This is a genomic window from Sphaerisporangium sp. NPDC049003 (assembly GCF_043197795.1).
Classification (GTDB): domain Bacteria; phylum Actinomycetota; class Actinomycetes; order Streptosporangiales; family Streptosporangiaceae; genus Sphaerisporangium.
In genome coordinates this window covers 29,698-51,424 of the sequence record NZ_JBICTU010000025.1, presented here as the reverse complement: position 1 = coordinate 51,424, position 21,727 = coordinate 29,698, and the positions used below count along the sequence as shown (strand labels likewise).

17 protein-coding genes are annotated in these 21,727 nt (G+C 69.9%); 5 read left to right on the top strand and 12 right to left on the bottom strand.

Going from position 1 to position 21,727, the window contains the following annotated elements:
• Positions 1–6: 6 nt before the first annotated feature.
• The 4 genes from ACGFIV_RS26220 to ACGFIV_RS26205 all read right to left on the bottom strand — a co-directional run bounded on the left by ACGFIV_RS26220 (position 7) and on the right by ACGFIV_RS26205 (position 5,005).
• Positions 7–1,530: a radical SAM/SPASM domain-containing protein gene (locus ACGFIV_RS26220; protein WP_358547049.1), complete on the bottom strand. Its 1,524-nt coding sequence runs from the start codon at positions 1,528–1,530 to the stop codon at positions 7–9.
• A gap of 99 nt (positions 1,531–1,629) precedes the next feature.
• On the bottom strand, positions 1,630–1,764 hold the full coding sequence (locus ACGFIV_RS26215; RefSeq protein WP_358547051.1) for a hypothetical protein: 135 nt from the start codon (positions 1,762–1,764) through the stop codon (positions 1,630–1,632).
• Between the two features lie 111 nt (positions 1,765–1,875).
• Complete coding sequence (locus ACGFIV_RS26210; RefSeq protein ID WP_392838035.1) at positions 1,876–3,582, bottom strand: OPT/YSL family transporter; 1,707 nt, start codon at positions 3,580–3,582, stop codon at positions 1,876–1,878.
• Between the two features lie 274 nt (positions 3,583–3,856).
• Entirely contained in the window at positions 3,857–5,005 is a 1,149-nt protein-coding gene (locus ACGFIV_RS26205; RefSeq protein WP_358547056.1) for an erythromycin esterase family protein, read from the bottom strand.
• A gap of 305 nt (positions 5,006–5,310) precedes the next feature.
• Here ACGFIV_RS26205 and ACGFIV_RS26200 point away from each other — a divergent pair, with 305 nt between their 5' ends.
• Positions 5,311–6,024, top strand: coding sequence for a TioE family transcriptional regulator (locus ACGFIV_RS26200; protein ID WP_392838059.1), 714 nt, complete (start codon positions 5,311–5,313; stop codon positions 6,022–6,024).
• Positions 6,025–6,259: 235 nt separating this feature from the next.
• On the opposite strand, the gene ACGFIV_RS26195 is transcribed toward ACGFIV_RS26200, so the two are convergent.
• Together ACGFIV_RS26195 and ACGFIV_RS26190 are read right to left on the bottom strand one after the other, a co-directional pair.
• Positions 6,260–7,177: a TIGR03619 family F420-dependent LLM class oxidoreductase gene (locus ACGFIV_RS26195; protein WP_358547060.1), complete on the bottom strand. Its 918-nt coding sequence runs from the start codon at positions 7,175–7,177 to the stop codon at positions 6,260–6,262.
• 161 nt (positions 7,178–7,338) lie between these two features.
• Entirely contained in the window at positions 7,339–8,382 is a 1,044-nt protein-coding gene (locus ACGFIV_RS26190; protein ID WP_392838034.1) for a hypothetical protein, read from the bottom strand.
• Between the two features lie 174 nt (positions 8,383–8,556).
• On the opposite strand from ACGFIV_RS26190, the gene ACGFIV_RS26185 reads away from it, so the two are divergent.
• From ACGFIV_RS26185 to ACGFIV_RS26175, 3 genes are all read left to right on the top strand, one after another.
• Positions 8,557–9,363 (top strand): carboxypeptidase-like regulatory domain-containing protein, encoded by an 807-nt coding sequence (locus tag ACGFIV_RS26185; RefSeq protein WP_392838033.1) that lies wholly within the window; start codon positions 8,557–8,559, stop codon positions 9,361–9,363.
• A 355-nt stretch (positions 9,364–9,718) separates the two neighbouring features.
• A complete protein-coding gene (locus ACGFIV_RS26180) occupies positions 9,719–10,051 on the top strand; it encodes a YciI family protein (RefSeq protein WP_358547066.1) in 333 nt (110 codons plus the stop codon).
• A gap of 45 nt (positions 10,052–10,096) precedes the next feature.
• Positions 10,097–12,328, top strand: a complete 2,232-nt coding sequence (locus ACGFIV_RS26175) for a sigma-70 family RNA polymerase sigma factor (RefSeq protein ID WP_392838032.1) — start codon at positions 10,097–10,099, stop codon at positions 12,326–12,328.
• A gap of 119 nt (positions 12,329–12,447) precedes the next feature.
• On the opposite strand, the gene ACGFIV_RS26170 is transcribed toward ACGFIV_RS26175, so the two are convergent.
• From ACGFIV_RS26170 to ACGFIV_RS26155, 4 genes are all read right to left on the bottom strand, one after another.
• Entirely contained in the window at positions 12,448–13,725 is a 1,278-nt protein-coding gene (locus ACGFIV_RS26170) for an alanine racemase (protein ID WP_392838031.1), read from the bottom strand.
• A gap of 88 nt (positions 13,726–13,813) precedes the next feature.
• Positions 13,814–15,838 carry an IucA/IucC family protein gene (locus tag ACGFIV_RS26165; protein WP_392838030.1) on the bottom strand — a complete coding sequence of 675 codons (2,025 nt, stop codon included), beginning with the start codon at positions 15,836–15,838 and terminating at the stop codon, positions 13,814–13,816.
• Positions 15,835–17,637: an IucA/IucC family protein gene (locus tag ACGFIV_RS26160; RefSeq protein ID WP_358547070.1), complete on the bottom strand. Its 1,803-nt coding sequence runs from the start codon at positions 17,635–17,637 to the stop codon at positions 15,835–15,837. The genes ACGFIV_RS26165 and ACGFIV_RS26160 overlap by 4 nt, the downstream gene beginning before the upstream one ends.
• Complete coding sequence (locus ACGFIV_RS26155) at positions 17,634–18,788, bottom strand: siderophore biosynthesis protein (RefSeq protein ID WP_392838029.1); 1,155 nt, start codon at positions 18,786–18,788, stop codon at positions 17,634–17,636. Before ACGFIV_RS26155 ends, ACGFIV_RS26160 begins: the two co-directional genes overlap by 4 nt.
• Before the next feature lie 190 nt (positions 18,789–18,978).
• Between ACGFIV_RS26155 and nudC the strand changes: the two genes are divergently transcribed.
• Positions 18,979–19,965: an NAD(+) diphosphatase gene (gene nudC, locus ACGFIV_RS26150; protein ID WP_358547076.1), complete on the top strand. Its 987-nt coding sequence runs from the start codon at positions 18,979–18,981 to the stop codon at positions 19,963–19,965.
• A gap of 170 nt (positions 19,966–20,135) precedes the next feature.
• Here the strand turns inward: nudC and ACGFIV_RS26145 are convergent, their stop codons facing one another.
• Positions 20,136–20,381: a mycoredoxin gene (locus ACGFIV_RS26145; protein WP_358547078.1), complete on the bottom strand. Its 246-nt coding sequence runs from the start codon at positions 20,379–20,381 to the stop codon at positions 20,136–20,138.
• Positions 20,382–20,459: 78 nt separating this feature from the next.
• Positions 20,460–21,647: an alpha/beta hydrolase fold domain-containing protein gene (locus ACGFIV_RS26140; protein WP_358547081.1), complete on the bottom strand. Its 1,188-nt coding sequence runs from the start codon at positions 21,645–21,647 to the stop codon at positions 20,460–20,462.
• Between the last annotated feature and the right edge of the window lie 80 nt (positions 21,648–21,727).

The following is a 21,727-nucleotide window of genomic DNA, read 5'->3' as shown; positions in this document are numbered from 1 at the left end:
GCCGGGTCAGCTCATCCAGGGAAATGAACCCACGCGCGTCATCTGCTCCCACGTTCCCTCTCCTCCTTCGGATCTCGCGGCCTTGTCCTGCCGGCGTCGCAGGGCCATCGGCAGCAGGTAGGCAAGCTCGGTTTCGACCCGGGTCTTGATGGCCGACACCTTCGGGCAGTAGCACGTGTTGAAGTCACCGCCGCTGGCCGCCCACGCCTTGATGGGGCAGCCACCGCCACCGCAGAACAGCTTGACGTTGCAGTCCCGGCACATGGGCACCGTGTCGACGTGGCGGTGCCGCCACGGATCCCTGTAGCCCCCCGCGTAGCTGAACTCGGGGAAGAACGTCCCGCAGGCGTGCTGGGGACGGCCCACGGTCTCCGGGCAGCCGTAGACCTTGCCGTTGGGATCGAAGGCCACGACACTGGTGCCGGCGCTGCACCCCTGCAGGTTGGGCCGCACCCGGTCACCTTCCATGACAGCTGACCGGATTCTGGCGGGGTCGGGTTCGAGCATCCGGTCCACGAGCGGGTTGGCCCGAAGCATCCGGTAGAAGGACTCCTGGAGCCCAGGTTTCACATCGCCCCTGACCATGCGCCTGCGCTGTTCCTCGGGGTGGTCAGGGGTGACGTAGAGGAACGTGATGGCTTTGGTGAACCCGTGGAACATGCGGATCTTCGGGTGGTCGATCCAGCCTTTCGACTGGGCGAACTCCGCGAAGCGCGGCATGGCCTCCACGCTCTCGTCGTCGATGAGGACCCGGACCAGCACGCGAAGACCCGCGTCGGCCGCCACGTCGATGCCGCGTTCGATGAGCTCGAAGGTCGGCTTGCCGTTCCTGAAGACCCGGCGTGAGTCATGGATCTCGGGGGTGCCGTCCAGGCTGACCTGGACCTCTTCGCAGCCGTACCGCAGCAGCATCGGCACGTACTTGTCCAGGGCCACGCCGTTGGTGATCGCGGTGACCGGATAGCCGCGGTCGTAGGAACCGCGCAGAATCCGCTCGACCGCGCCGCGCTGGTAGGCCGTGTCCAGCAGTGGCTCCCCGCCGAACAGGGTGATGTACGGCGGGCCTGAGTTGTCGTGTAACTCCTGGATCATCGGTATCGCGTCGAACGCCGCGTCGATCATCTCCTCGTCCATGCGCGGGCTCTTGGTGGTCAGCTCGCCCTCGAAGCAGTACGGGCAGGCGAGGTTGCACACGAAGGAGGGGATGAACATGAACTGGAACGGTGCCTGCTGGATCGCCTCGAAGTAGCCGTCGACGATCGAGCGGTACCGGGAATCGTCCTCGTCCGCGTCGGCGCAGATGTACCCGCGTTCGAGCAGTCCGGCCATGACGGTGCTGTCGGCATCGGTGAGGTCTCCGGTGCGCAGCCGTTCCAGCGCCGTGATCTCCGCTGGGGTGACGATGTCCATCGATCCGGACACCGCGTTGGCCAGGACGCTGACCTTGCCGCTTTCGTCAAGGTAACTCGGATCGAGGGTGCCTTCGGGCAGCGCCACCGAGAAGGTGACGGTGTTCGGGCTCACTAGCATGGGGTCTCTCCCAGAAACGGTGTCCACGGAGTTGCCGGGAAGTGGAGAGCGCGGCAGGTGGCACCCGTGGGAACGGGTTCTTCAAGGGGGCTTTCGCTGCTACTCGCAGCCGTCCGGGTCGCCCACCATGACGTTGGTCTGGACATCGAGGTTCTTTCGGCCGCGCATGGCGGTGCAGCAGTCGGGCTGCTTCTCCGAGACTTCCGCGTCCTTGATCATGGAAATTGCGATCATGTGTATCACCTCCTCCTCGATGGTCTCTGCCGCGCTCTCCTGCCAACTCCCGACCGCGAGGCGGAAGGGAGAGTCGGTGGTGGGGCACGAGCCCCGGATGGAGGCCATGGGTCACCGCAAGACCTCCCTCGCGACGAGCACGGCCACGGTGACCAGACCTTCTCCGATGATCAGGCCGGAGGCGGCGATCTCCGTTCCGCTACGACGCTGGGGGTTGCGGCGGGTGAGAAGCCACTGCGCCAGGCCCCCGGCCGCGATGGTGAGCGAGTAGGCCGGGGGGAGCAGGACGCCCAGCCCGAGCATCGTGGGCATGGCCGTGGTGAAGGCCAGTCCCGCGCCGATGGGACCGGTCACCGCCATCGCGACGGCGACGGCGACGGGATAGTCCGACGAGCCCCGCACGGTGGAGTCCACGAACTGGACCGCGATCGCCACGGGAGCCGGGAAGGCGTCACCGCCGATCACCCCGGCGCGGGTGAGGACCGCGATCACCATGACGCCGGCCGCCGCCCCGGCGAGCCCGCCCACCACCTGCGTCCACCTGGTCAGACGGGCGGGAGGCTCCGCCACCCCGGCGGGCCGCTCGTGCGCCACCTTGGCCGAGTAGGTGTAGTACACCGAGGCGATGGCGGCGCAGCAGATGGTGGAGGAGGCGAGCACCGCCACCACGGGATCGGCCCCCGACACCGCGAACACCGCGACGCTGAAGTACAGCGCGGGAGCAAGTGGCACCAGGCCGATCTCTCCACCGGCTCGGGTGAGGAAGACGGTGAGCGTGACCAGCAGCAGCAGTGTCAGCAGCCCGAAGCCCAGATACCTGAGAAGCGGGGGATACAGCATTGCGGCGAGGGCGACGACGGCGAGGGCGGCGGCACCCCACCATCGGGTAAGCCATGGACGGCCCGCGACCAGGCGTCCGGTTGTGTCACCGCTGCGGAGCGAGCGCATCAGCGGGCCACGAACACGCACGATCGCGGCGACCGAGTAGCCGAGAATCAGGCCGACTCCGGCCGCGAGCACCCAGGGATAGGCGAGATGCTGGGTGTAGGCCACCGGTCCGGCCGACGCCGAGTGGTCCTGGACGAACCACACCGTGAGGGAGTAAAAGGAGCCGGCCGCCAGCCAGGCGCACGCGCGAGGGCCGATGAGGAATCCCAAGCCGAACAGCAACGGCGACAGAGCCAGCGCCAGATGCGTCCCGGAGCCGAAGAGTTCCGGCGTGGCCTCATGGCCCCAGGCGGCGACGCCCGCAGCCGAGGCGGCACCGATACCCGCGGCGATGGGGAGCGTCCTGCCGAGTCGGCTGCCCTCCTGCCCCGCCGGGCTGCTGAGCGACGCCATCAAGGTGATCGCCGGCCTCAGCGTGGGGTAGGGCAACCGCTCGGTGATCACCAGCGTGCGGGCGACGAGCGCACCCAGCCCGATACCCAGGATATTGGCGGCCATCGCCGATATCATGAGAATTCCCCAGGCCGGTAATTCACCGGACCGCAGCACCACGGCGCCGATTCCGGTGTCAAGCGCGGCCGTCGCCACATATCCGCTGGACGCGATGGAGAAGACGACGAAAAGGGCCTGCCAGTTGAGCGCTCCGATGAGCCTGAGCAATGCGGCGCCCAGCGCGGCGACCAGAGCCGATCCGCCGAAAGACGTTCCCGTCCTGAAGAGCACCAGCACATTGAGCACACACAGCAGCACGCCGATTCCGAGGCCGACCAGTGTGGCTGACAGATGTGATCCCCGCCAGCCGGGCAAGGGGTCCAGAAAGTCAATCGAATTTTCCGGCGAGGAGGACGGGGCGCGCTCTTTCTCTCGCATAGAGTGCCTCTCCCGGCCTGCCGTGGACGGCTCTACATTGATAAGCATCAATGTAGCTGTCGAGAACTCACACTAAGATGACCACAAGCCACGGTCAAGGCCCTTTTACAAGATCACTATGGCCAGGCGGGCGAGGCGCTCACAGCACGAACTCGCCACGTTACGGCTGTATGCCGGATGATTTCCGAGGAAGGCCGAGAAGAGGTGTTCGGCTTCTTCGCGCTTGGTGTCTGTCGTCCGACTTCATCGCCGGCGGCGACGGCCCGGTGTTCCGTCAGGCGCCGCTGCCTGCGTCGGGGGCCGGCATCCACGGTGAATCTGCGGCGATGCGCTTGAGGAAGATGACCCCGTCGGTCTCTTCCAGGTAGTCGGGGTCCAGCGGGAAGTAGCCGTGGTCGGTGGAGTTGTCGGTTCGCAGGGCCAACTCGGTTCCCGTGCTGCCAAGAGCCGCGGACAGGCGTTCGGCGTTGAGGACGTACCGGTCCCCCGGGAGGGTGGACAGAACTCCCTCAAGAGTGTCCGCCTGCGGATCGTTGAGCCCATGGTGACGCGCGGCCCCCAGCGCCGTGGCCACGAAGGCGTACTGGTCGCCCAGTCGCGCGTTGACGATCGCCCCGGCGCTCCACCATTCCAGCGTCCGGCCGTTCAAGGGCCCCCAGCCGGGCGGTAGGCGCCAGCGACTCTTGTCCTTTTGAAGGTGACGGTTGTGGGCGAACACCAGCGTCTGACCGTGCCGCGCCTGGTCGTCGATGATGGCGTCGAGGTTGTCGGCCATCATCGCGTCTCGCAGGCCGAGAAGCCGCGGCACACGCGTCGCGGACGGGTCGGCCATCGAGGCGTGGTAACGAAGCAGCCCCCCGGCGGTACGTCCGCACTGGCACGCCTGCCACCACTCGTCCTGCGACGTCGCGGAGACCAAGCGCGGGGACTCCGACATGAGCAAGGTCACAAGGTCGTCGGTGATCACGCGCAGGCTGGTGACATCGGCGGAGGATCCCACCGACCGCGAAGGGTCCATGGCCGCCTCAGGGTCGGTCCACCGCTCGTCGTCGCCGATCAGACGATCGATGGTGCCGGCGGAACACGGGATCAGACCGGCGTCCACATGGTCCGCGAGGTAGCCATGGAGCGCGGTGAGCACACCCCTTGGGCTGGTGGCACCGGTCATCTCGATTGGTGCGTCGAACCCGAAGAAACGTAGCCTGTCGGTGGCGGGACGGTCCCGGTTGTACTCCCGCATCCACAGGACGAGTTCGCGGTTCGCCTCTGACTCTCCGAATCCATGGCTGAAGCCGTGCCGCGTCACGTCGTCGAGTGACCCCGCACCACCGGAGACGAACTGGTCGACCATCAGGCCGGCCACACCGTCGCTCTCAATCGCGATCGACCGGTACCCCTCGTGCTCGACAAGGTGCTTGAACACCTGATTTCGCAATCGCGGAAACGCTTCCTCCCCGTGCATGGGTTCTCCGAGACCGAGCAGGCGGGGCGTCGTCGCGAGCGATCGGAGGAACTTCGTGAGCGCGGTCCCGACGCCCCCGTCTCCGGCGAAGGCCCAACCGGCATCGTGGACTGAAGGGGGAGTGGTCAAGGCGATCCCGTTCTCCTTGGTGTATTCGCGGTACCTTCAACCGTATCGTTGAACCTCTCTTGTAGACTTTGGGTGCATCTGGTCGCGCTTTCTGCGGTGAACCCTCAAACAGTGGAGACAGCGTGAGTCGTGGGCGGCTGAGGCCGGTCGACCTGGCGCGTGGACACGGCCTGTCCACGCAGGCAATACGGAACTATGAAGAAGCGGGCATCCTTCCGCGAGCGGACCGAACGCCCCACGGGTACCGGGTGTACACCCATCTCCATGCCCTGGCTCTGCGCGCCTTCGCCGCCCTGGCGCCGGCACACGGCCACCAGACCGCGACGGCGATCATGCGGGCCGTGAACCAGGACGCGATCGAGGAGGCCCTCACGGTGATCGACGAGAGCCACGCGCAGCTCCTCAAGGACCGGCGAACGCTCGCGGCCGTCGAGAAAGCACTCCGGGACCTGGTGCCGTCAGGGCTGCCGACGCCGCCCGAATCCGGGATGACGTTCGTCGGGCCGCTTGCCCGGCAACTGGGGATCCGGCCCGCGACCCTGCGTAAATGGGAAAAGGCCGGCTTGATCCATCCGCGACGGGACACCAGGACCGGCTATCGCGTCTATACGCCCGCTGATGTCCGGGACGTCCAGTTGGCTCACCAGCTCAGGCGCGGCGGGTACCTACTGAACCAGATCTCCCCGCTCCTCGCGCAGGTGCGGTCGGCCGGAGGAGTGGCACCTTTGGAGGCCACGCTGAGCGACTGGCGCAGCCGGCTCACCATGCGCGGCCTCTCGATGCTGACGGGAGCATCCGAACTCCAGGCCTACCTGAGGGAGCGCGACGCCGGCGATCCACCGAATACGTGAACCGCCACAACAAGCAGCGGAGAATCCATGAATGGGCAGCATCGAGATCGATGAGAGATCGGCCCGTTCCCTGGCCTCGCGATTTTCGCCGCTTACGAGAACACGACGAGGCGACGATCCGGCGCGCACGAGGGTGGGCCAGGCACCCGTGGGGGGTGGTTAGCCGGTGCCTCCCACCCAAGGCGCGGCTGGCGTCGAGTGCGGACGGATCGTCGCGTGAGCCGGGCGCGCGGTCTCAGCCGGCGTGCAGCCTCGTGATGAGCTGGTGCGCGACGTCCATGAACTGGTCGCGCGAGGACGACGTCGTCTGCAGGTCGACGAACACCTCGTGGGCACCGGCCTCGGCGACGGCCAGCATGTAGTCACCGATCTGCTGCAGGGTTCCGACGTACGGCACCTGGTCGTCGGGCGCGGGAGAATCGGTGATCATCGGATTGATGCGCACCACCATCCGCAGGGCCGACGGATCCCGGTCGGCACGTGCCGCGCTCTGCAGCGCCACATCCCACAGGGAGGTCAGATAGGGCATGGGCAGCGGCACGCACAGCCAGCCGTCGGCTCGCCGGCCGATCCTCTCAAGTGCCGGGGGCGTGTAACCGGCGAGCAGGATCGGGGGGCGCGGACGCTGGAAGGGCTTGAGGTCGATGTGCGATGGCGGCACGGTCCAGAGCTTGCCCGTGTGCTCGACCACCCCATTGCCCCAGGCGGCCTCCATCACGTCGAGCGTCTCTTCGAGCCGGGCTCCCCTTCCCTGCCAGGGCACCCCGGTCGCGGTGTATTCGTCACGCAGCCATCCGAGGCCGATGCCGACGTCCAGCCGTCCCCGGCTGAGCAGGTCGAGCGAGGTCAGCATGCGGGCGAGCAGGACCGGCGGCTGCCACAGCGCGTTGAGCGTGCTGGTTCCCAGCCGGACCTCCCGCGTGCTGACGGCGGCCAGCGTCAACGCGGTCAGCGGGTCGAAGAAATTCGAGAAGGCCGGGGGGATCGTGCCGTCTCCTCCTGGGTAGGGGTCGCTGGGCGCGAGCGGCACCATGATCCGATCGCCCGCCCACAGGCTGTTGTAGCCCATGGCCTCCAGATCCGTGCTGGCCTGCCGGATGAAATCCGGGTCGGCGAAGGCGCCGTACTGCGGGACTGTGTATCCGATCTGCATGAGAGATTCCTTGGAACTTCGCCGTGGAAAGCCGGTCAGAAATGAGGTGGCCACTGCGTACGCATCTCACTCCCTGGACGCTCCCGGTCGAGCGTCCAGGGAGACGTTAGGCGACACCCCTTGGATGGGACTTGGGCCTGGCTTGACCGGCCGCGATGCGACTATGGGGATCCCGGAGTGGACCCTGGGTTCACAGAGTCCAACGGATCCACCGGCCGGGTCGGGTCGGCCAGGGACTGAAGCTTCGCGTCCCTGAGCATCTCCGCGGCGAGCAGCACGTAAGTGGTGTCGGTCAGCTTGAGGGTGGCCCGCAGGACCGTGTGGTCACCGGATCGGACCTCGTCATGCGTGATCTCCTCGGTCAACTCGCCCAACGTCTTGCCCTCGCGCGACATGGCGGCCGCGGTTAGCCCTGTGGTGAACGTCTTCTTGACGGCGGAGCCGGCCGAAGGGACGGGCAGTACGCAGATCACGTTGACCGCCCGCTCTTCGAGGTTCGCCGGGCGGCGCAGGCCCACTCCGTACAGCGCCACGGCTCCGGGAGTCTGCGGGGCCGTGATGGTCGCGGCGGCGACGTCTCCGAGGCACGCGCCCATCGCGGCGTGGTTCGGGCTCTCGGCCAGCGAACTCTCGCCCCCGAGCGCGGCCACGAGAGGCTCGATGACCGGGGCCGTGGCGACCGTCGAGTCGGTGACGACGACCTGGTTGAACTGGTTGGTCACCCCCCGCACCGGGACGGGGAGTTTCGCCAGGCTCACGTCCGCGCCGGGGGCGAACGAAAGGCCGTCGTGATCGCCGATGCGGCGGGGCTTGGCCCCGAGGCCCTCCAGTTTGGCCCGGACGACCTCCGCCTTGAAACCGCCGTCGAAGCGGAAGGCCACGTTCGGGGCCACGCCGATCGCGATCGCCCGGTCCCCCGCGTAGGGACTCACTCCCGTCGCCTCCGGCAACTCGGTCCCGGCGTTGACCAGGTCGCCGGAACCGGAGGTGACCGCGGGAAGCCAGCGCCGCCCCGGCTCCTTGTCGGAACCAACGGTCACACCAAGCTTGTTCCACCACGCCGGCTCGCCGTACTCGAAGTACGCGGCGGCGGGGCCGTTTCCGGAGACCTCGCCCATCGCGTCCAGCAGACGGGTCTCGGCCCGCTCTTCGGCGCATCCCGCGAGGATCAGAACGGCCGCGAGCCCGCTGCCGATCATTCTCATGCCGATCATTCTCATGGACGTGAGGCTAGGAACTCCCACTTGGAGATCGCTGGTGGACCGCCGCCTGGCCCATCGTCACCGCCGCCGCACCGCTTAAGCCTGAGTTCGTGCGAACCGCGTCTCCGGCTGTCCGCTCCAAGTGGGATACAAGGTCGTCCACCTAGCGTGAGCGGTGTGCGTGAAGTGATTGTCGCGGGTGTTCTGATCGCGGTCCTCAGCGGCTGCGCAGGTGGAGGCGGGGAACAGGTGACGGGTACGACCGGTGCCAGACAGGAGACGACAACGGGGCAGGAGACGGCGACCGGGCAGGAGACCACGGCGGGGGTGGAGGCCGGGGTGCTCAAGGGCCGGGTCGTCGACGCGGAGGGCCGGCCCATCGCGGGCGCGGAGATCGTCGCCGACAACCAGTTTCTCCACAACAGCAATCTTGTCGTGATGACCGACGCGGACGGTCGCTACCGGGTGAGCACCAACGTCGCCACGGCCACGTTCCAGGTGTCCGGCACCGTGACCCGGCGCTTCGAGGGCCGCGTTTACACGATGCAGCTCACCCCTCACGACGACACGTCCTTCGCCGGTCCGACCGGCGCGATTCGCGACTTCACCTGGCGGCTCACCGGTGAACGGCCCGACGGGCTGGGCTTCTACGGAAGCCTGGTGCTCTTCAACATGGACGTCTGGGATCTGCCGAACCCGGATGAGTACCTGCGCGAGGAGGACGTCACTCTCACCCTGACCCCCCAGGGGCCGCTGATCGACGGGTCGGCCGGTGAGGCCATCACGCGGCGAGCCGAGCGCACCGCCGACGGACCCGGCCTGACGGACATCCCGATCGGCCGGTACCGGATCACCGCCGAGAGCCTCGGGCGCCCCCTCCGGATCCGGCTTCGCGACACCGGCGAGTACGCCGAGGCCGTCGACACCGTATTCGAGAAATTCCTGACCACCTCCCACCGTATCGAACTCGACCTCAAGCCCTAGGTATCGAAAGACCAGGACACAAAGGTCCAGGAGCGTGTGTCTGTAACAGCGATCGGCTTGCGGCGTCACCTGGACCAAGATCGGCGAAGCTTTCGGGATCACCCGCCAGTCCGCATGGGAGCGGTTCTCCGGCGAGGAGTGACCCGACCCGGGCTATTTCGTGGACATCTGTGCCAGACGATCCCGCCCGCTCTGCCTGTGGGATTCGCGGGCCCTTCCTGTCACATCGCATTCCCTGTCACATATGCTCGCGACCTGGTCAGATGGCGCGGTGTCGATTTCCGCCGCGCCGGATCGACGCGTAGCCAGACACCGGCGAGGACCCGGTCATCTGGCACCAGAAGGAGATACGGATATGCGATTCCTCATGACGACCAAGGCCGGCGACGCGGCGCCCCCGGACGAGCGGGTCTACGCCGAGATGGCCGCGTTCGTCGAGGAGATGACCCAGGCGGGGGTGCTGCTCGCGACCGGCGGACTGGACCCGGCGGGCACCCACGTCTCGGCCTCCCGAGGCGAGATCACCGTGACCGACGGCCCGTTCACCGAGGCGAAGGAGGCGATCGTCAGCTTCGCGCTGATCGAGGCGCGCTCGAAGGAGGAGGCCATCGAGCTCACCCGGCGCTTCTGGAAGATCATCGGTGACGGCGAGGCTCACATCCAGCAGGTCTTCGGCCCGGAGAACTGATCGGATGCTCGCGCGTCCAGCCGGGCCGGTGCTCTGATCGAGCACGTGACGTCCAAGGACGCCCACCGCGCGGTCGACGCGGTCTGGAGGATGGAGTCGGCGAGGGTCGTCGCCGGGCTCGTCCGGATGGTGGGCGACGTGGGCCTGGCCGAGGAACTGGCGCAGGACGCGCTCCTCGCCGCCCTCGAACAGTGGCCGGAGTCGGGTGTTCCGGATAATCCGGGCGCCTGGCTCATGGCCGTCGCCAAGCGTCGCGCCATCGACCGGTCGCGGCGCGACGAGCGGCTCGACCGAAGGCACGAGCAGCTCGCCCGCGAGCTCGCCACGCGGCAGGACACCGCCGAGGCCGACGTCGACGCGACCCTCGACGGCGAGGTGGGCGACGACGTCCTGCGCCTGATGTTCGTCTCCTGCCACCCGGCGCTGCCGGCCGAGTCCCGGGTGGCACTGACGTTGCGGCTGCTCGGCGGCCTGCGCACCGAGGAGATCGCCCGTGCGTTCCTCGTCTCGGAGGCGGCGGTCGCCCAGCGCGTCGTCCGGGCCAAGCGCACCATCGCGACCCTCCGGCTCCCCTTCGAGGTTCCCGAGGGGCCGGACCGGGCGGCGCGGCTGTCGTCGGTCCTGGAGGCCATCTACCTGATCTTCAACGAGGGGTATGTGGCGACCGCAGGCGACGGCTGGATGCGCAAGGGCCTGTGCCACGAGGCCCTGCGCCTCGGCCGGCTGCTGGCCGGGCTGACGCCGGGCGAGGCCGAGGCGCACGGACTGGTCGCGCTGATGGAGCTCCAGTCCTCGCGGCTGGCCGCCCGTACGGGGCCGTCGGGGGAGCCCGTCGCGCTGCACGAGCAGAACCGAGGGCGCTGGGACCAGCTTCACATCCGCCGGGGCTTCGCGGCCATGCTGCGCGCGAGGGAGGCCGGTGGACCCCTCGGCCCGTACGTCCTGCAGGCCGCCATCGCCGTATGCCACGCGCGCGCCCGTACAGCGGAAGAGACCGATTGGGCGCGGATCGCCGCACTCTACGCGACCCTCGCCCGGGTGCTGCCCACGCCGGTCGTGCAGCTCAACCGCGCCGTCGCGCTGGCCATGGCGCACGGCCCTGAGGCGGGCCTGGCGCTCGCCGACACGCTGGTCACCGAGCCGGCGCTCAAGGGGTACCACCGCCTGCCGAGCGTGCGCGGCGATCTGATGGCCAGGCTCGGCCGCCACGAAGAGGCCAGGCAGGAGTTCGAACGCGCCGCGACGCTCACCCTGAACCTGCCCGAACGCAAGATCCTCCTCGAACGCGCCGCCGCCTCCGCCGCCTCCGCTGACGCCGCGTGTGCCGCCGCCTCGGCCGATGTCGCGTATGCCGCCGCTTGCGCTGATGCGACCTGCGCTGATGCCGCCGCGATCCGTACCGGCGCCGGAGGGGCCACGCCGGGGACGGGCGTCACGCTGGGCGGGGCCGCGAGCGCCTTCCTGGCCCGTGACGACCTGGACGCCGCGACCGTCCGCTCCTACGGGCAGACCATGCGCCGGCTGTGCCGCGAACTCGGGGACGACGTCCCGTTGCCGCACGTGACCGCGGGACAGGTCGTCGCGGCCTTCACCGCCGCCTGGGGGAACGTCGCCCCCGCCACGTGGAACCGCCACCGCGCCGCCGTCCGCTCCTTCTCCACCTGGGCCGCCGCCCAGGCCCGAACCCCCGGCGCCGCGGCGACCGGCGAACGGCGGACACATGACCTGGTCGCCGCCGCCCAGGACCGGCCGCCAGGTGACCTGGCCGTCGGCGCGCAAGCAGGAAGAATCGATGACCTGGCCGCCGGGATCGAGCGGCGGCCCGAGCCCCGGGGACGTACCCGCCCCATCGACCGCCCGCGCGTCGAGGAGCTGTGGGAACGACCTGACCTCGCCCTGCGCGAGCGCACCTTGTGGATGCTGCTCTACGAGAGTGGGGCCGGTGTGGGCGCCGCGCTCGCGCTCAACGTCGAGGACCTCGATCTGGCCGGCATGCGCGCGAAGCCGACCGGCGGGTCACGCTGGATCCAGTGGCGGTCCGGCACCGCCGATCTGATCCCCCGCCTCCTCGCGGGCCGTCGCCGTGGTCCGTTGTTCCTGTCGGACCGCAGGCCCGGCCCCGGCCGTCCCCCCGCCCCCGGCGACCTGTGCCCCGAGACCGGCCGCCGCAGGCTCTCCTACGAACGGGCCGAATACCTGTTCAAACAGGCCACCGGCCACACCCTCAACCAACTACGGACCGGCGGAGACCACTTCACGCAGCTCCCTCCGGGATGACGGGGACCGTGGCGCACGGGTCCGGGGCGTGCGGGTCCGGGGCGGGGGGGGAGCGTGGCGTGCGGGTCCGGGGCGGCGGGGGCTCCGGCACCCCTGCAGGACGGCGGGGAGGAGGCGGGTCAGGTCAGGTAGTGGAAGCCCGGTTTCGGGTGCATGAGGAAGTCGTGGTGGGAGATGGTCCAGGCATAGGCGCCGGCCATGCCGAAGGCGACGATGTCACCCACGTTCACCGACGTGAGGACGCGCCGGGCGAACACGTCCTTGGGCGTGCAGAGCTGGCCGACGATCGTGACCAGCTCGTCGGTGACCCCGCGGGGCAGGGGGGAAGTACCCTGCCTGCCCCCGCTGACCGGGGTGCCGGGGATGACCCCGGGGCTCGTACAGCCCGGATGCCCCGGGTGCCCCGGATGGCTCGGACGGCTCGGACGGCCGGTCGGTAGGACGGCGAAGGGCTGATCGTGGCCCTTGGCCACCGGGGTGCGCAGGTGGTGGGTGCCACCGGTGACCACGGCGAACACCTCGCCGTGGACGCGCTTCACGTCGAGCACGCGGGTGAGGTACCAGCCGCAGTAGGCGGTCAGCGCCCGGCCGGGTTCGACGCGCAGCGTCTCGCCGGGCCGCCGCAGGCCCGCGAGGCCCTGTCCGTAGGCCTCCCAGTCGAACCGCTCCTCGGGGTCGGTGTACGACACGGCCATCCCGCCGCCGAGGTTGATCTCCGCCGCCTCCAGTTCGCGGCCGAAGGACATCACGGCCTTGGCGAGGTCGAGCAGCTCGCCGGCCTGGAGCCCGCTGGCCAGGTGAGCGTGGACGCCGCGCAGCCGTACCCGGTTCTGGCCCCGGAGGAGCTCCAGGCACTCGCTTATCCCGTCGGGATCCATGCCGAAGGGCGTCGCGCCGCCGCCCATCGTCAGCGACGCGCCCTCCACAGGGACGTCCAGGTTGACCCGCAGCAGCGCGTCCACCGGGCGGCCGGCGTCGATGAGGCGATCACCCGGTGGGCGGGCGGCGTCGATGAGGCGACCGCCCCGTGGACGGCCTGCGGCGATGAGGCGGCGCAGCTCGCCGGGGCTCTCGACGTGGACGCGGTGGACGTCGAGGGCCAGCTCGGCGTCGGTCTTGCCCGGACCGCCCAGCGCGAGCCGGGCGTCCGGCAGCACCGACCGCACGTGGGCGACCTCGCCTATGGAGGACACCTCGTAGCCGTCGGCGTAGGGGGCCAGCGCGCGCAGCAGCGCGGGGTCGGGGTTGGCCTTGACCGCGTAGTACATCTCGACCCCGGGCAGCGCCCGCCGTACGGCGGACGCGTGCCTGTCCAGCGCGGACATGTCGTACACGTATGCCGGCAGCGCGTCAGCCAGCCGAAGCGCCCGCTCCCGAACCCGATCAGGAACGATCACACGCCCCCTCCCATGAAGGCGTCGCCCACAGGGACGATCATGCCGACCCTCTCGCGATGGGATTGGTCCACAGGGACGAATGCGACGTTCACGCGTGTCCTCCCGCGAAGGGGTTGGCCACAGGGACGTACCCGGCGTCGCGGTCGGCCGAGCGGGCCCATCGGGTCGACAGGTTGGCCTTGGCGGGCAGGGGGACCCCGGCCAGCAGGTCGCCCAGAGGCAGCGGCCGGCCGTTCTCGTCGGCGTACCGGGTGACCCGGGTGCGCGCGTCGGCCCACAGCTCACGCAGCAGTTCGTCTCTGCCGCAGGATGCCACCTGCTCCACGGCCGTTCCGCCAGGGAGTGTCGCCGAGCCTGCGACCGTGGCCGCGATCTCGGGGAGGTGGTTCACCATGACGCAGTAGACCACGCGGTTCCAGCCACGCGTGGCGTCATAGGTGGCGGCCCTCGCGACCGAATTGGGCAGGCCGGAGACGTCGTGCCGTCCGGCAACGAGCTTGGTGCCTTCCATATCCCGAAATATGGCTTCACCTGGCATGCCTGCGGAGTCGATGCCCACGAGCACGTTCTGAAGGTGGGGTTCCAGCACCACGCCGTGCCGGAAGTACGCGTCGAGCACCGGCAGCGCGACGTGATCGACATAGGCCCCCCACCAACCCACCGGATCCCGTCGCATGGCCCCGACCACCGCACCCCAGACGTCCCCCGTCCCGGCCCCGGAGTGGAGCGTGGCGCCCGCGACCGTTCCGCGCACGCCCCCGGCCTCGTCTTCGGAGTGGCCGCCCATGTCCCGCGTACCGTCCCCGAGTGCGGCGAGCGCGCCGGCCAGTACGGGCGTGATGCCCGGCCCCGTGACCTCCCACGGGCTGGAGCGGACGATCACCCCGAGGCCTTCGAGCAGGCGTGTGCCGAGCGACGCGGACCGGTATCCGGGCTCGGGAAGCCAGCCAGTCCCCGGAAGGCGTTCGGCGAGGTCGCCGAACACCGGCTCCAGCCGCCTGCTCAGCTCAGCCGCCGCGGCCAGCTCGTACCAGGCGTTCTTCCGCACGCAGTTCGTGATCCGCACATCGATGCTGAACTTCAGGCATTTGCCGATATGCGGCTCGTACACCGTGCGCACCGACGAGGTGGGAACCGTCGGCAGGGTGCCGTGCCCGAGGTCCACGAGCCGGCCGTCCGCGAACGGGGCGGCAAGCTCGGCGCCGAGCAGCTCAAGCTGCCACGGGTGGGCGGGCAGCAGCGTGTATCCAGGGGGCGCTTGGCCCAGTCCGTCGAGAACTCCGGGATCGCCCCCGGCCTCCACCAGGTCGTCACGTACGCCGAGCAGCCGGAGCGGGAACGCGGCGTGTGCCTCCGGCGCGTACCGCACCCATGCCGACCCGCCCCGGGACTTCGGCGAGGGATGAAACGGATGCCCGAAGACGAGCGCCTGCTCGGAGGCCAGCCACGGATCCTCCGGCGCCGCCGTGGACGCCCGCTCGCGCAGCAGGATCGCGATCGCCTCCCGGCTGCCGGCCACCTGCCCCGCGAACTCCTCGTTGTGCCCCGCGCTCGTCCCGGCCTCCTTGCAGGTCGCGTTGGTTCCGCCCTCGTCGTGCCCGGCGCCATCGCTGGTGCTGGTGCTGGTGCTGGTGCCGGTGTCCTGGCCGCCGCCGAGCTCGGTTTCGACGAGACGTACGAGACGGTCCACGGAGAGGGGATGCCAGCACCCGTACTCCAGGCGCTCGGCCGGGCCGTCGAAGCGGAGGGCCAGGCCACCCGAGGTGGGCACGCGGATGAGGCTCCCCGCCAGGCGCAGCAGCAGGAAAGGCGCGGTGGCCCACACCTGGCCACGCGGGCCCGCCACCTCCCGCACGCAGCAGCGCAGCAGTGCCGCCAGTGACGCCTCCTCCGCGATCCCCCGCGCGACCTCCTCCGATCCGCCCGCCGCGAGGCCGGACGAGCCGAGGCCGGAGGCCCCGTGTCCAGCCGAGCGGTGTCCGGAGGAGTCGAGGCCGGAAGCGCCGCGACCGGAAGAGCCGAGGTCGGAGGAGTCGAGGTCAGAAGCGCCGCGACCGGAGGAGTCGAGGTCGGAAGAGCCGCGGGTGGGGGAGTCGAGCACGACGCCGTTCAATGGTTCGCCTCTCTGCGAGAATGGCGGCGCAGGTAGTTCGGGCCGCTGGTGCCGTAGTGCTTGTTGATGTCGGCGGCGCCGATGCGTGCCCGGTCCACCAGGGTTCCCGCGCTGACCATGGACTTGCCGACCAGCCGCGCGGCGTCCAGCGTCCGCGCGCGCAGCAGCCGGGCCATCGGATGACCACCGTGCTGAGCGAGGGCGCCTTCGAGGGCTGCCGCGACCAACTCGCCGTGGCCGGCCCCGAACGCGATCGCGGCGGCGGCCAGGTGCAGGGTGATCGTCACGAACACGTCCGCGAGGGCATGCGGGTCGTCGGTCAGCAGCCGCCGGTCGGCGAAGTCCGGCACGGCGAGGCCCGCGGCGAGCAGCCGGTCCGGCGAGGCGAGCAGCCCGTCGTTGTCCTTGACCAGCAACCGCGTCGTCCCCTCGCCGAAGACGAGGGAGAGGTTCTGCTGGTGTGCCTCCAGCGCGATGCCGTACGTGACGAACAGCCTGACATTCCACGTGAACAGCACCCGGAGGTAGCAGAGCAGCAGCGCGCTGACATCCCCGCCGTGATACCGCGCGGCCAGGTCGTCGAGCACGCGGGGCCCGGCGGTCCGGGTGGGCGACGGGGCCAGCAGGGCGGCGATCGAGACGATTTCTCCGGGCGGCAGGCGGCGGACCATCCAGCCGAGGTGCTCGTTCCCGGCGTGGGCGTAGGTCTGCTCGTCGGCGAGGAGCACGTCGAGGTCGGGTTCCCTGAGCAGCGCCTCACGCAGCAGCCGCTCCGCTCGCGCGCCGTCGCCCAGAGTGCCCGGCTTGATGGACCTGCGGTTGCGCGCTCCGAGAGTGCTGGTGGCCAGGGGCAGCTTGAGATGCGTGCGGGCGTCCACCTCGACGGTGCGCATGGACAGCGTGGGCCGCACCACCAGGTACGGCTCGTCGTGGACGACCACGCCCGGTATCTCCCGCACCGCGTCCAGAGTCAGCGGGTGTACGGGGAACGGCACGTACGAGGGGTGTACGGGGAACGGCACGTACGGAGGGTCTGCGGGGAACGGCGCGTACGAGGGGTCCGCGGCGGCCGGCCACCAGTGGGGAAGGTCTCCCGAGCGGGTGACCCGGTCGATCGGCACCGCCGCCCAGCGGAGCGCGAAGCTCGGCGCGAACTCGGGCGCGTAGGCGGTCACCTGCTCATCAGAGAGGCCGAGCCGCGACCGTGAGGTCGGGTACACCGGGTGATCGGCGAACGCCCCCAACGTCTCGTAGACAACGCTCGGAAACGCCCGAACCTCCCCACCCCCCGAACCGATCACCCCCGCGGAACTCACGAAACCCGCCGAACCTGCCTGACCCGCCGAACCCGCGAGACCCCCGTGACCGGCTGAACGGCCCGACGCGGTTCCCGGCTCGCGGCGGAGGCGACTGAGTACGTCCGCCCGGTGCGCGGCGTGCAGTTCGTACGCGCGCAGGGCCGCGCGGCACTCCTCGGTGAAGGCGGCCACCCCTCCGACGTCGGCCGGGTCGGCGATCCCGGTGAGCGTGCTCAGCACCTCGTCTAGCGTCAGTGACTCATCACCGGCGACCACGAAGTCCTGATACAACCGGCCGGGCGCCAGCCGTACCCGCCGCCCCGTGGGCAGGACGAGCTGAACACCGTCCTTGGTCCGGGTCATGCGGGCGGCCAGCCCGCCGTAGTCCTCACGGAGCAGCGCGTTCAGCACGCGAGCCGCGAGGTAGGACTCGGCGGTGTCCCCGCCGCGCCCCAGAACGGCCGAGCGGGGTGCGTCGTGTTCCACGGTCGCGGGGGTCATTCGACGACCCAGGGGGAGCGGGCCCGGAAGGCGTCGATCGCCCCGTTCACGGCCTGCTCGTCCGGACCGGTGGCACGGACGATGCCAAGGTAGTCGCGGTTGGTGCGGGTCAGCTCGACGGTCTCTCCCACCGGCCGCAGCGGCCGGTGGCAGAGCCGTACGCCCTGGATGGTGTCGGTCACGTCTCCGGGAGCCTCCTGGATGGTTCCGGACCGTCCGGCGATCAGGCTCACCGCCGCGCCGTGCCCGGCCGCGTGCGGGGGCGTCATGGCGGGCTCGCCCAGGTGGACGCGGAGGATCCACTCGAAGAGCGGCACCCCGAGCATCTCGGCGAGCAGGAAGTCGCATGTGTCGCCGATGACCCGGTAGTTCACCTCCACGATGCGCGGACCCCGCGCGGTGAGGACGTACTCGGTGTGACAGGCACCGAAGCCGACACCGATCGCGGTGAGAGCCCGGAGGACGTGCTCCTGCCACGCGGGGTCGGGAGGATGCCAGTCGAGCCGTTCCTCCACGAAGTGGGGCAGCGGGCCGAGGGTGGTGCGGAACCCGCCGAGCACGTGCAGGGCGCGGCCGTCGCCCAGCGTTTCGAGCGTGTGCAGCGGCCCTTCGAGGTACTCCTCGGCGACCAGCGTCGCGCCGGGCCGCCGGGAACGGATGTCCTCCACGACCCGGGCCAGTTCGCCGCCGTCCACGGCCAGGACGACGTCCTCGCTGGCGACCCCCTCGCGCGGCTTGACCACCACCGGGTACGGCAGATCGCCGGGCACCGGGTCACCGGGCGCGAGCCGTACGGACCAGACGGTCTCCACCCCGGCGGCGGCGAGCCTGTCCCGCGTGAGCGCCTTGTTCTTGGCGGTCAGGCAGGCGCACCAGTCCTTGCGGGGAAGCCCGAAATAGTCGGCCGCCAGGGCGGTCTCGGGCTGGATGTGGTCGGAGTTGGAGAAGATCGCCTCGGGCGGGTGGTGACGGGCGATCGTGTCGATCACCGAGCGGACGTCGCGGACGTCGGTCCGCAGGGCCTCCACGCCGGGGTGACGTTCGGGCTGGTCGGTGAGCAGCGTCACCTCGCATCCCAGCGCCCGGGCCGCGGGAAGGAATCCATTGGTGACCGAGTCGGTCGGATTGAGCGCGGTGAGGTACAGCCGCACGCAGGGCACCCCCGGATCAGGTAAGGCTAACCTAACTAGCGCATCCTAGCCGTATGGAGATCATCCCGCTGCCCGACATGCTAATCACCAAGAAAGTCCGTGTTGGCATGGGTTCGCTGGGCATTTCGGTCGGTTCTTCCGGGCGGGTGGGGGCGGCATAGGATGGACAGTCTGCTGGGAGGAGGCGCGCGTGGAGGAGATCTCGCAGGAGGGGCTGCTCGGACCCTTGCTTCTGGCGCGAGGAGGGGTCGACAGGTCCGCTCTTCACCGAAACGACGAGGCCTGGCTGAAGTCTGCATGGGCCGACCCAGGCACGCGTGTCCTGCTCATCAACGACGGCAACACGCTGATCCGCCGTCACAACGGCACGGCCGAGTTGGTGTTCCTGGCTCCGCATCAGGCACCGGCGGGCGAGCGCTACCTTCTCGGCGTCGACCCCCAGGGCGTCGCGTACTTCGCCGTCGCGGTCGAGGCCCCGCTGCCACTTCCGGCTCCGCTGCCGCTGCCCGGGGGCACCGAGGTGGCCGGGGCGATCCAGGACGTCCCCGACTGGGCCGATGTCGCCTCCGAAGGGCTGCGCAAGGCGGGGGCGGCGCTCGGCGACCGCGACGCCGGCCTGCTGGTCAATGCCGTCGCCCTGGAGGCGTGGCACGCCACCCACGACCACTGCCCGAGGTGCGGCACCCCGACGAACGTCGCCGCCGGCGGTCACATGCGGGTCTGTCCCGAGGACGGCAGCCAGCACTTCCCCCGCGTCGACCCCGCCGTCATCATGCTGGTCCACGACGGCCGCGACCGCTGCCTTCTCGCTCGCGGCCCGCAGTGGCCCGAGGGGCGGTTCTCGGTCCTCGCGGGGTTCGTGGAGTCCGGCGAGTCGCTGGAGCAGGCCGTCGCGCGTGAGGTGTTCGAGGAGGTGGGGGTCACCGTCACCGCCCCGCGCTACATGGGGAGCCAGCCGTGGCCCTTCCCGCGCAGCCTGATGCTCGGCTTCTTCGCGCAGGCCACCACCACGAAGATCATCTGTGACCCCGAGGAGATCGCCGAGGCGTTCTGGGTGACCCGCGCCGAGCTCGGCGCCGCCGTGGAGAACGGCGAGATCCGGCTCCCGCCCGGCGTCTCCATCGCCCGCCGCCTCATCGAGACGTGGTACGGCTCGTACCTGCCCGGCGACTGGTGAACCCCGGGCCCGCGAGCGAGTACGGGCCTTACGCGCTCGGGACATCCGTGAAGGGAGACTGGTGAACCCCAGGCCCGCGAGCGGGTACGGGCCGTACGCGCTCGGGACGTCCGTGAACGGCGAACGGCGACCGGGAGACCCCGATCGCCGCTGGACCTGCCGTGGCCGCTTCAGGACTGCGCGCGCGCGAGCAGCCCCTTCAGCTTGATGACGGAGGGATTGGTGAGCGCGGTGCCGTCTTCGAGTACGACGGTGGGGACCACCTGGTTCCCGCCGTTGACGCTCATGACGAACTCCGCCGCGGCGGGGTTGGCCTCGATGTCGATCTCCTGGTAGGAGATGCCTTCCCGCGTCAGCTGGCTCTTCAGCCGTTTGCACGGACCGCACCAACTGGTGGTGTAGACCTTGAGCGCCATAGCGTGATTTATCCCTTCACGTCCTCCGATTGGCCACTAGCTGGCAACACCGTGAGGATCGCTCGTGTTCCCGGCGCTCTAGAAGACGGATCTGCGGGCGCTGACCTTGTGAAGACCGGGCAGGTGGATCGCGGCCCTCTGCTCGGCCAGGGTCTTCCGCTCGGACGACGTGTCCCGCTCGGCCGACGTGTCCCGCTGAACCGCGGTCTTGCGCGGCACCGTGGTCTTCCGCTGGATCGCGGTGTTCCGTTGCGCGGAGGCGTTCCGCTGCGTCGCGGTCTTCCGCTGCGCCGAGGTCTGCTGCTGGGCGTCCGTCCTCGGCGGCGCGGGCGGTGCCAGCTTGCCCGCGACCCACTCGGCGATGCCCGTGGCGACACCGGGCTCGCGGTAGAGCGGCGCGCTGTGGTTGATGCCCGGCACGACCCGGATGTTCATCGCCACACCCACCTGGTTGAGCTGCTCCTTCAGCAACTCGCTCTGGTAGGCGGGGACGAACTCGTCCTTGGAGTGCACGGTCAGTACGGGCGCGTCGTGCGCGCTCGCGTGCCAGGGCACCTCCATGCTGGACCAGACCTTCGCGCACGCGCCGGTCGGACGGCAGTGGCCCGCGAGCGCGATGGCGGCCTGACGGAGCTTGCGCTGCTCGAAGTCGGCCCCCTCGTCACCGTCGGAGTACGCGGTGAGCGGGGAGACCACGGGGGAGACCCCGACGACGCCGCGCAACCCCGGGATGCCGTCCTTGTACGTGCCGACGGCCGTCGCGAGGTGGCCCCCCGCGGAGAACCCGATGACGACATAGCGGTCGGGGTCGAAGGAGAACAGGTCGGCGTGCCTGCGGGCGGTGGCGATGGCCGACAGCGTGTCGGTGCGCTGCGCCGGCCACGGCGCTTCCTGCGAGAGCCGGTAGTTGATGTTGAAGACCGTGTAGCCCATCGAGGCGTACATGCGGGTGACCTCGGTCATGTACTTCTTGTCGCCGCCGCTCCACCAGCCACCGTGGATGACGAACACACCCGGCCTGCGCCCCGCGTCCGGCTGCCACCACACGTCCATGCGCTGGTGCGCCGACTGCCGCCCGTAGGAGTAGGTGCGGACCACCGTCGAGGCCAGCACGTCCTCCGAGGGAGTGGCGCTGGGGGTGGGTGTAGGTGTGGGGGTGGGGGTGGGGGACGGAGCGGTCATCGCACCGGCCGGCGACGCCACGGCGGGTGCCAGGGCCACGGCGGCGGCCAGAGCGAGCGATCCCACCGTTACCGCGCTTCTCACTGGGCTCTTTCCTTCCCCGTAATCATGACACCCCATTGTGGTGCAAAATGCCTCGGTTGTGCACGCGCGAGCGCCCCGGT

Bases quoted from the DNA above. Each gene is read 5' to 3' on its own strand.
- ACGFIV_RS26195 (WP_358547060.1), bottom strand. From the start codon at position 7,177: ATGCAGATCGGATACACAGTCCCGCAGTACGGCGCCTTCGCCGACCCG.
- ACGFIV_RS26145 (WP_358547078.1), bottom strand. From the start codon at position 20,381: ATGGCGCTCAAGGTCTACACCACCAGTTGGTGCGGTCCGTGCAAACGG.
- ACGFIV_RS26190 (WP_392838034.1), bottom strand. From the start codon at position 8,382: ATGAGAATGATCGGCAGCGGGCTCGCGGCCGTTCTGATCCTCGCGGGA.
- ACGFIV_RS26215 (WP_358547051.1), bottom strand. From the start codon at position 1,764: ATGATCGCAATTTCCATGATCAAGGACGCGGAAGTCTCGGAGAAGCAG.
- ACGFIV_RS26220 (WP_358547049.1), bottom strand. From the start codon at position 1,530: ATGCTAGTGAGCCCGAACACCGTCACCTTCTCGGTGGCGCTGCCCGAA.
- ACGFIV_RS26210 (WP_392838035.1), bottom strand. From the start codon at position 3,582: ATGCGAGAGAAAGAGCGCGCCCCGTCCTCCTCGCCGGAAAATTCGATT.
- ACGFIV_RS26160 (WP_358547070.1), bottom strand. From the start codon at position 17,637: ATGACCCCCGCGACCGTGGAACACGACGCACCCCGCTCGGCCGTTCTG.
- ACGFIV_RS26180 (WP_358547066.1), top strand. From the start codon at position 9,719: ATGCGATTCCTCATGACGACCAAGGCCGGCGACGCGGCGCCCCCGGAC.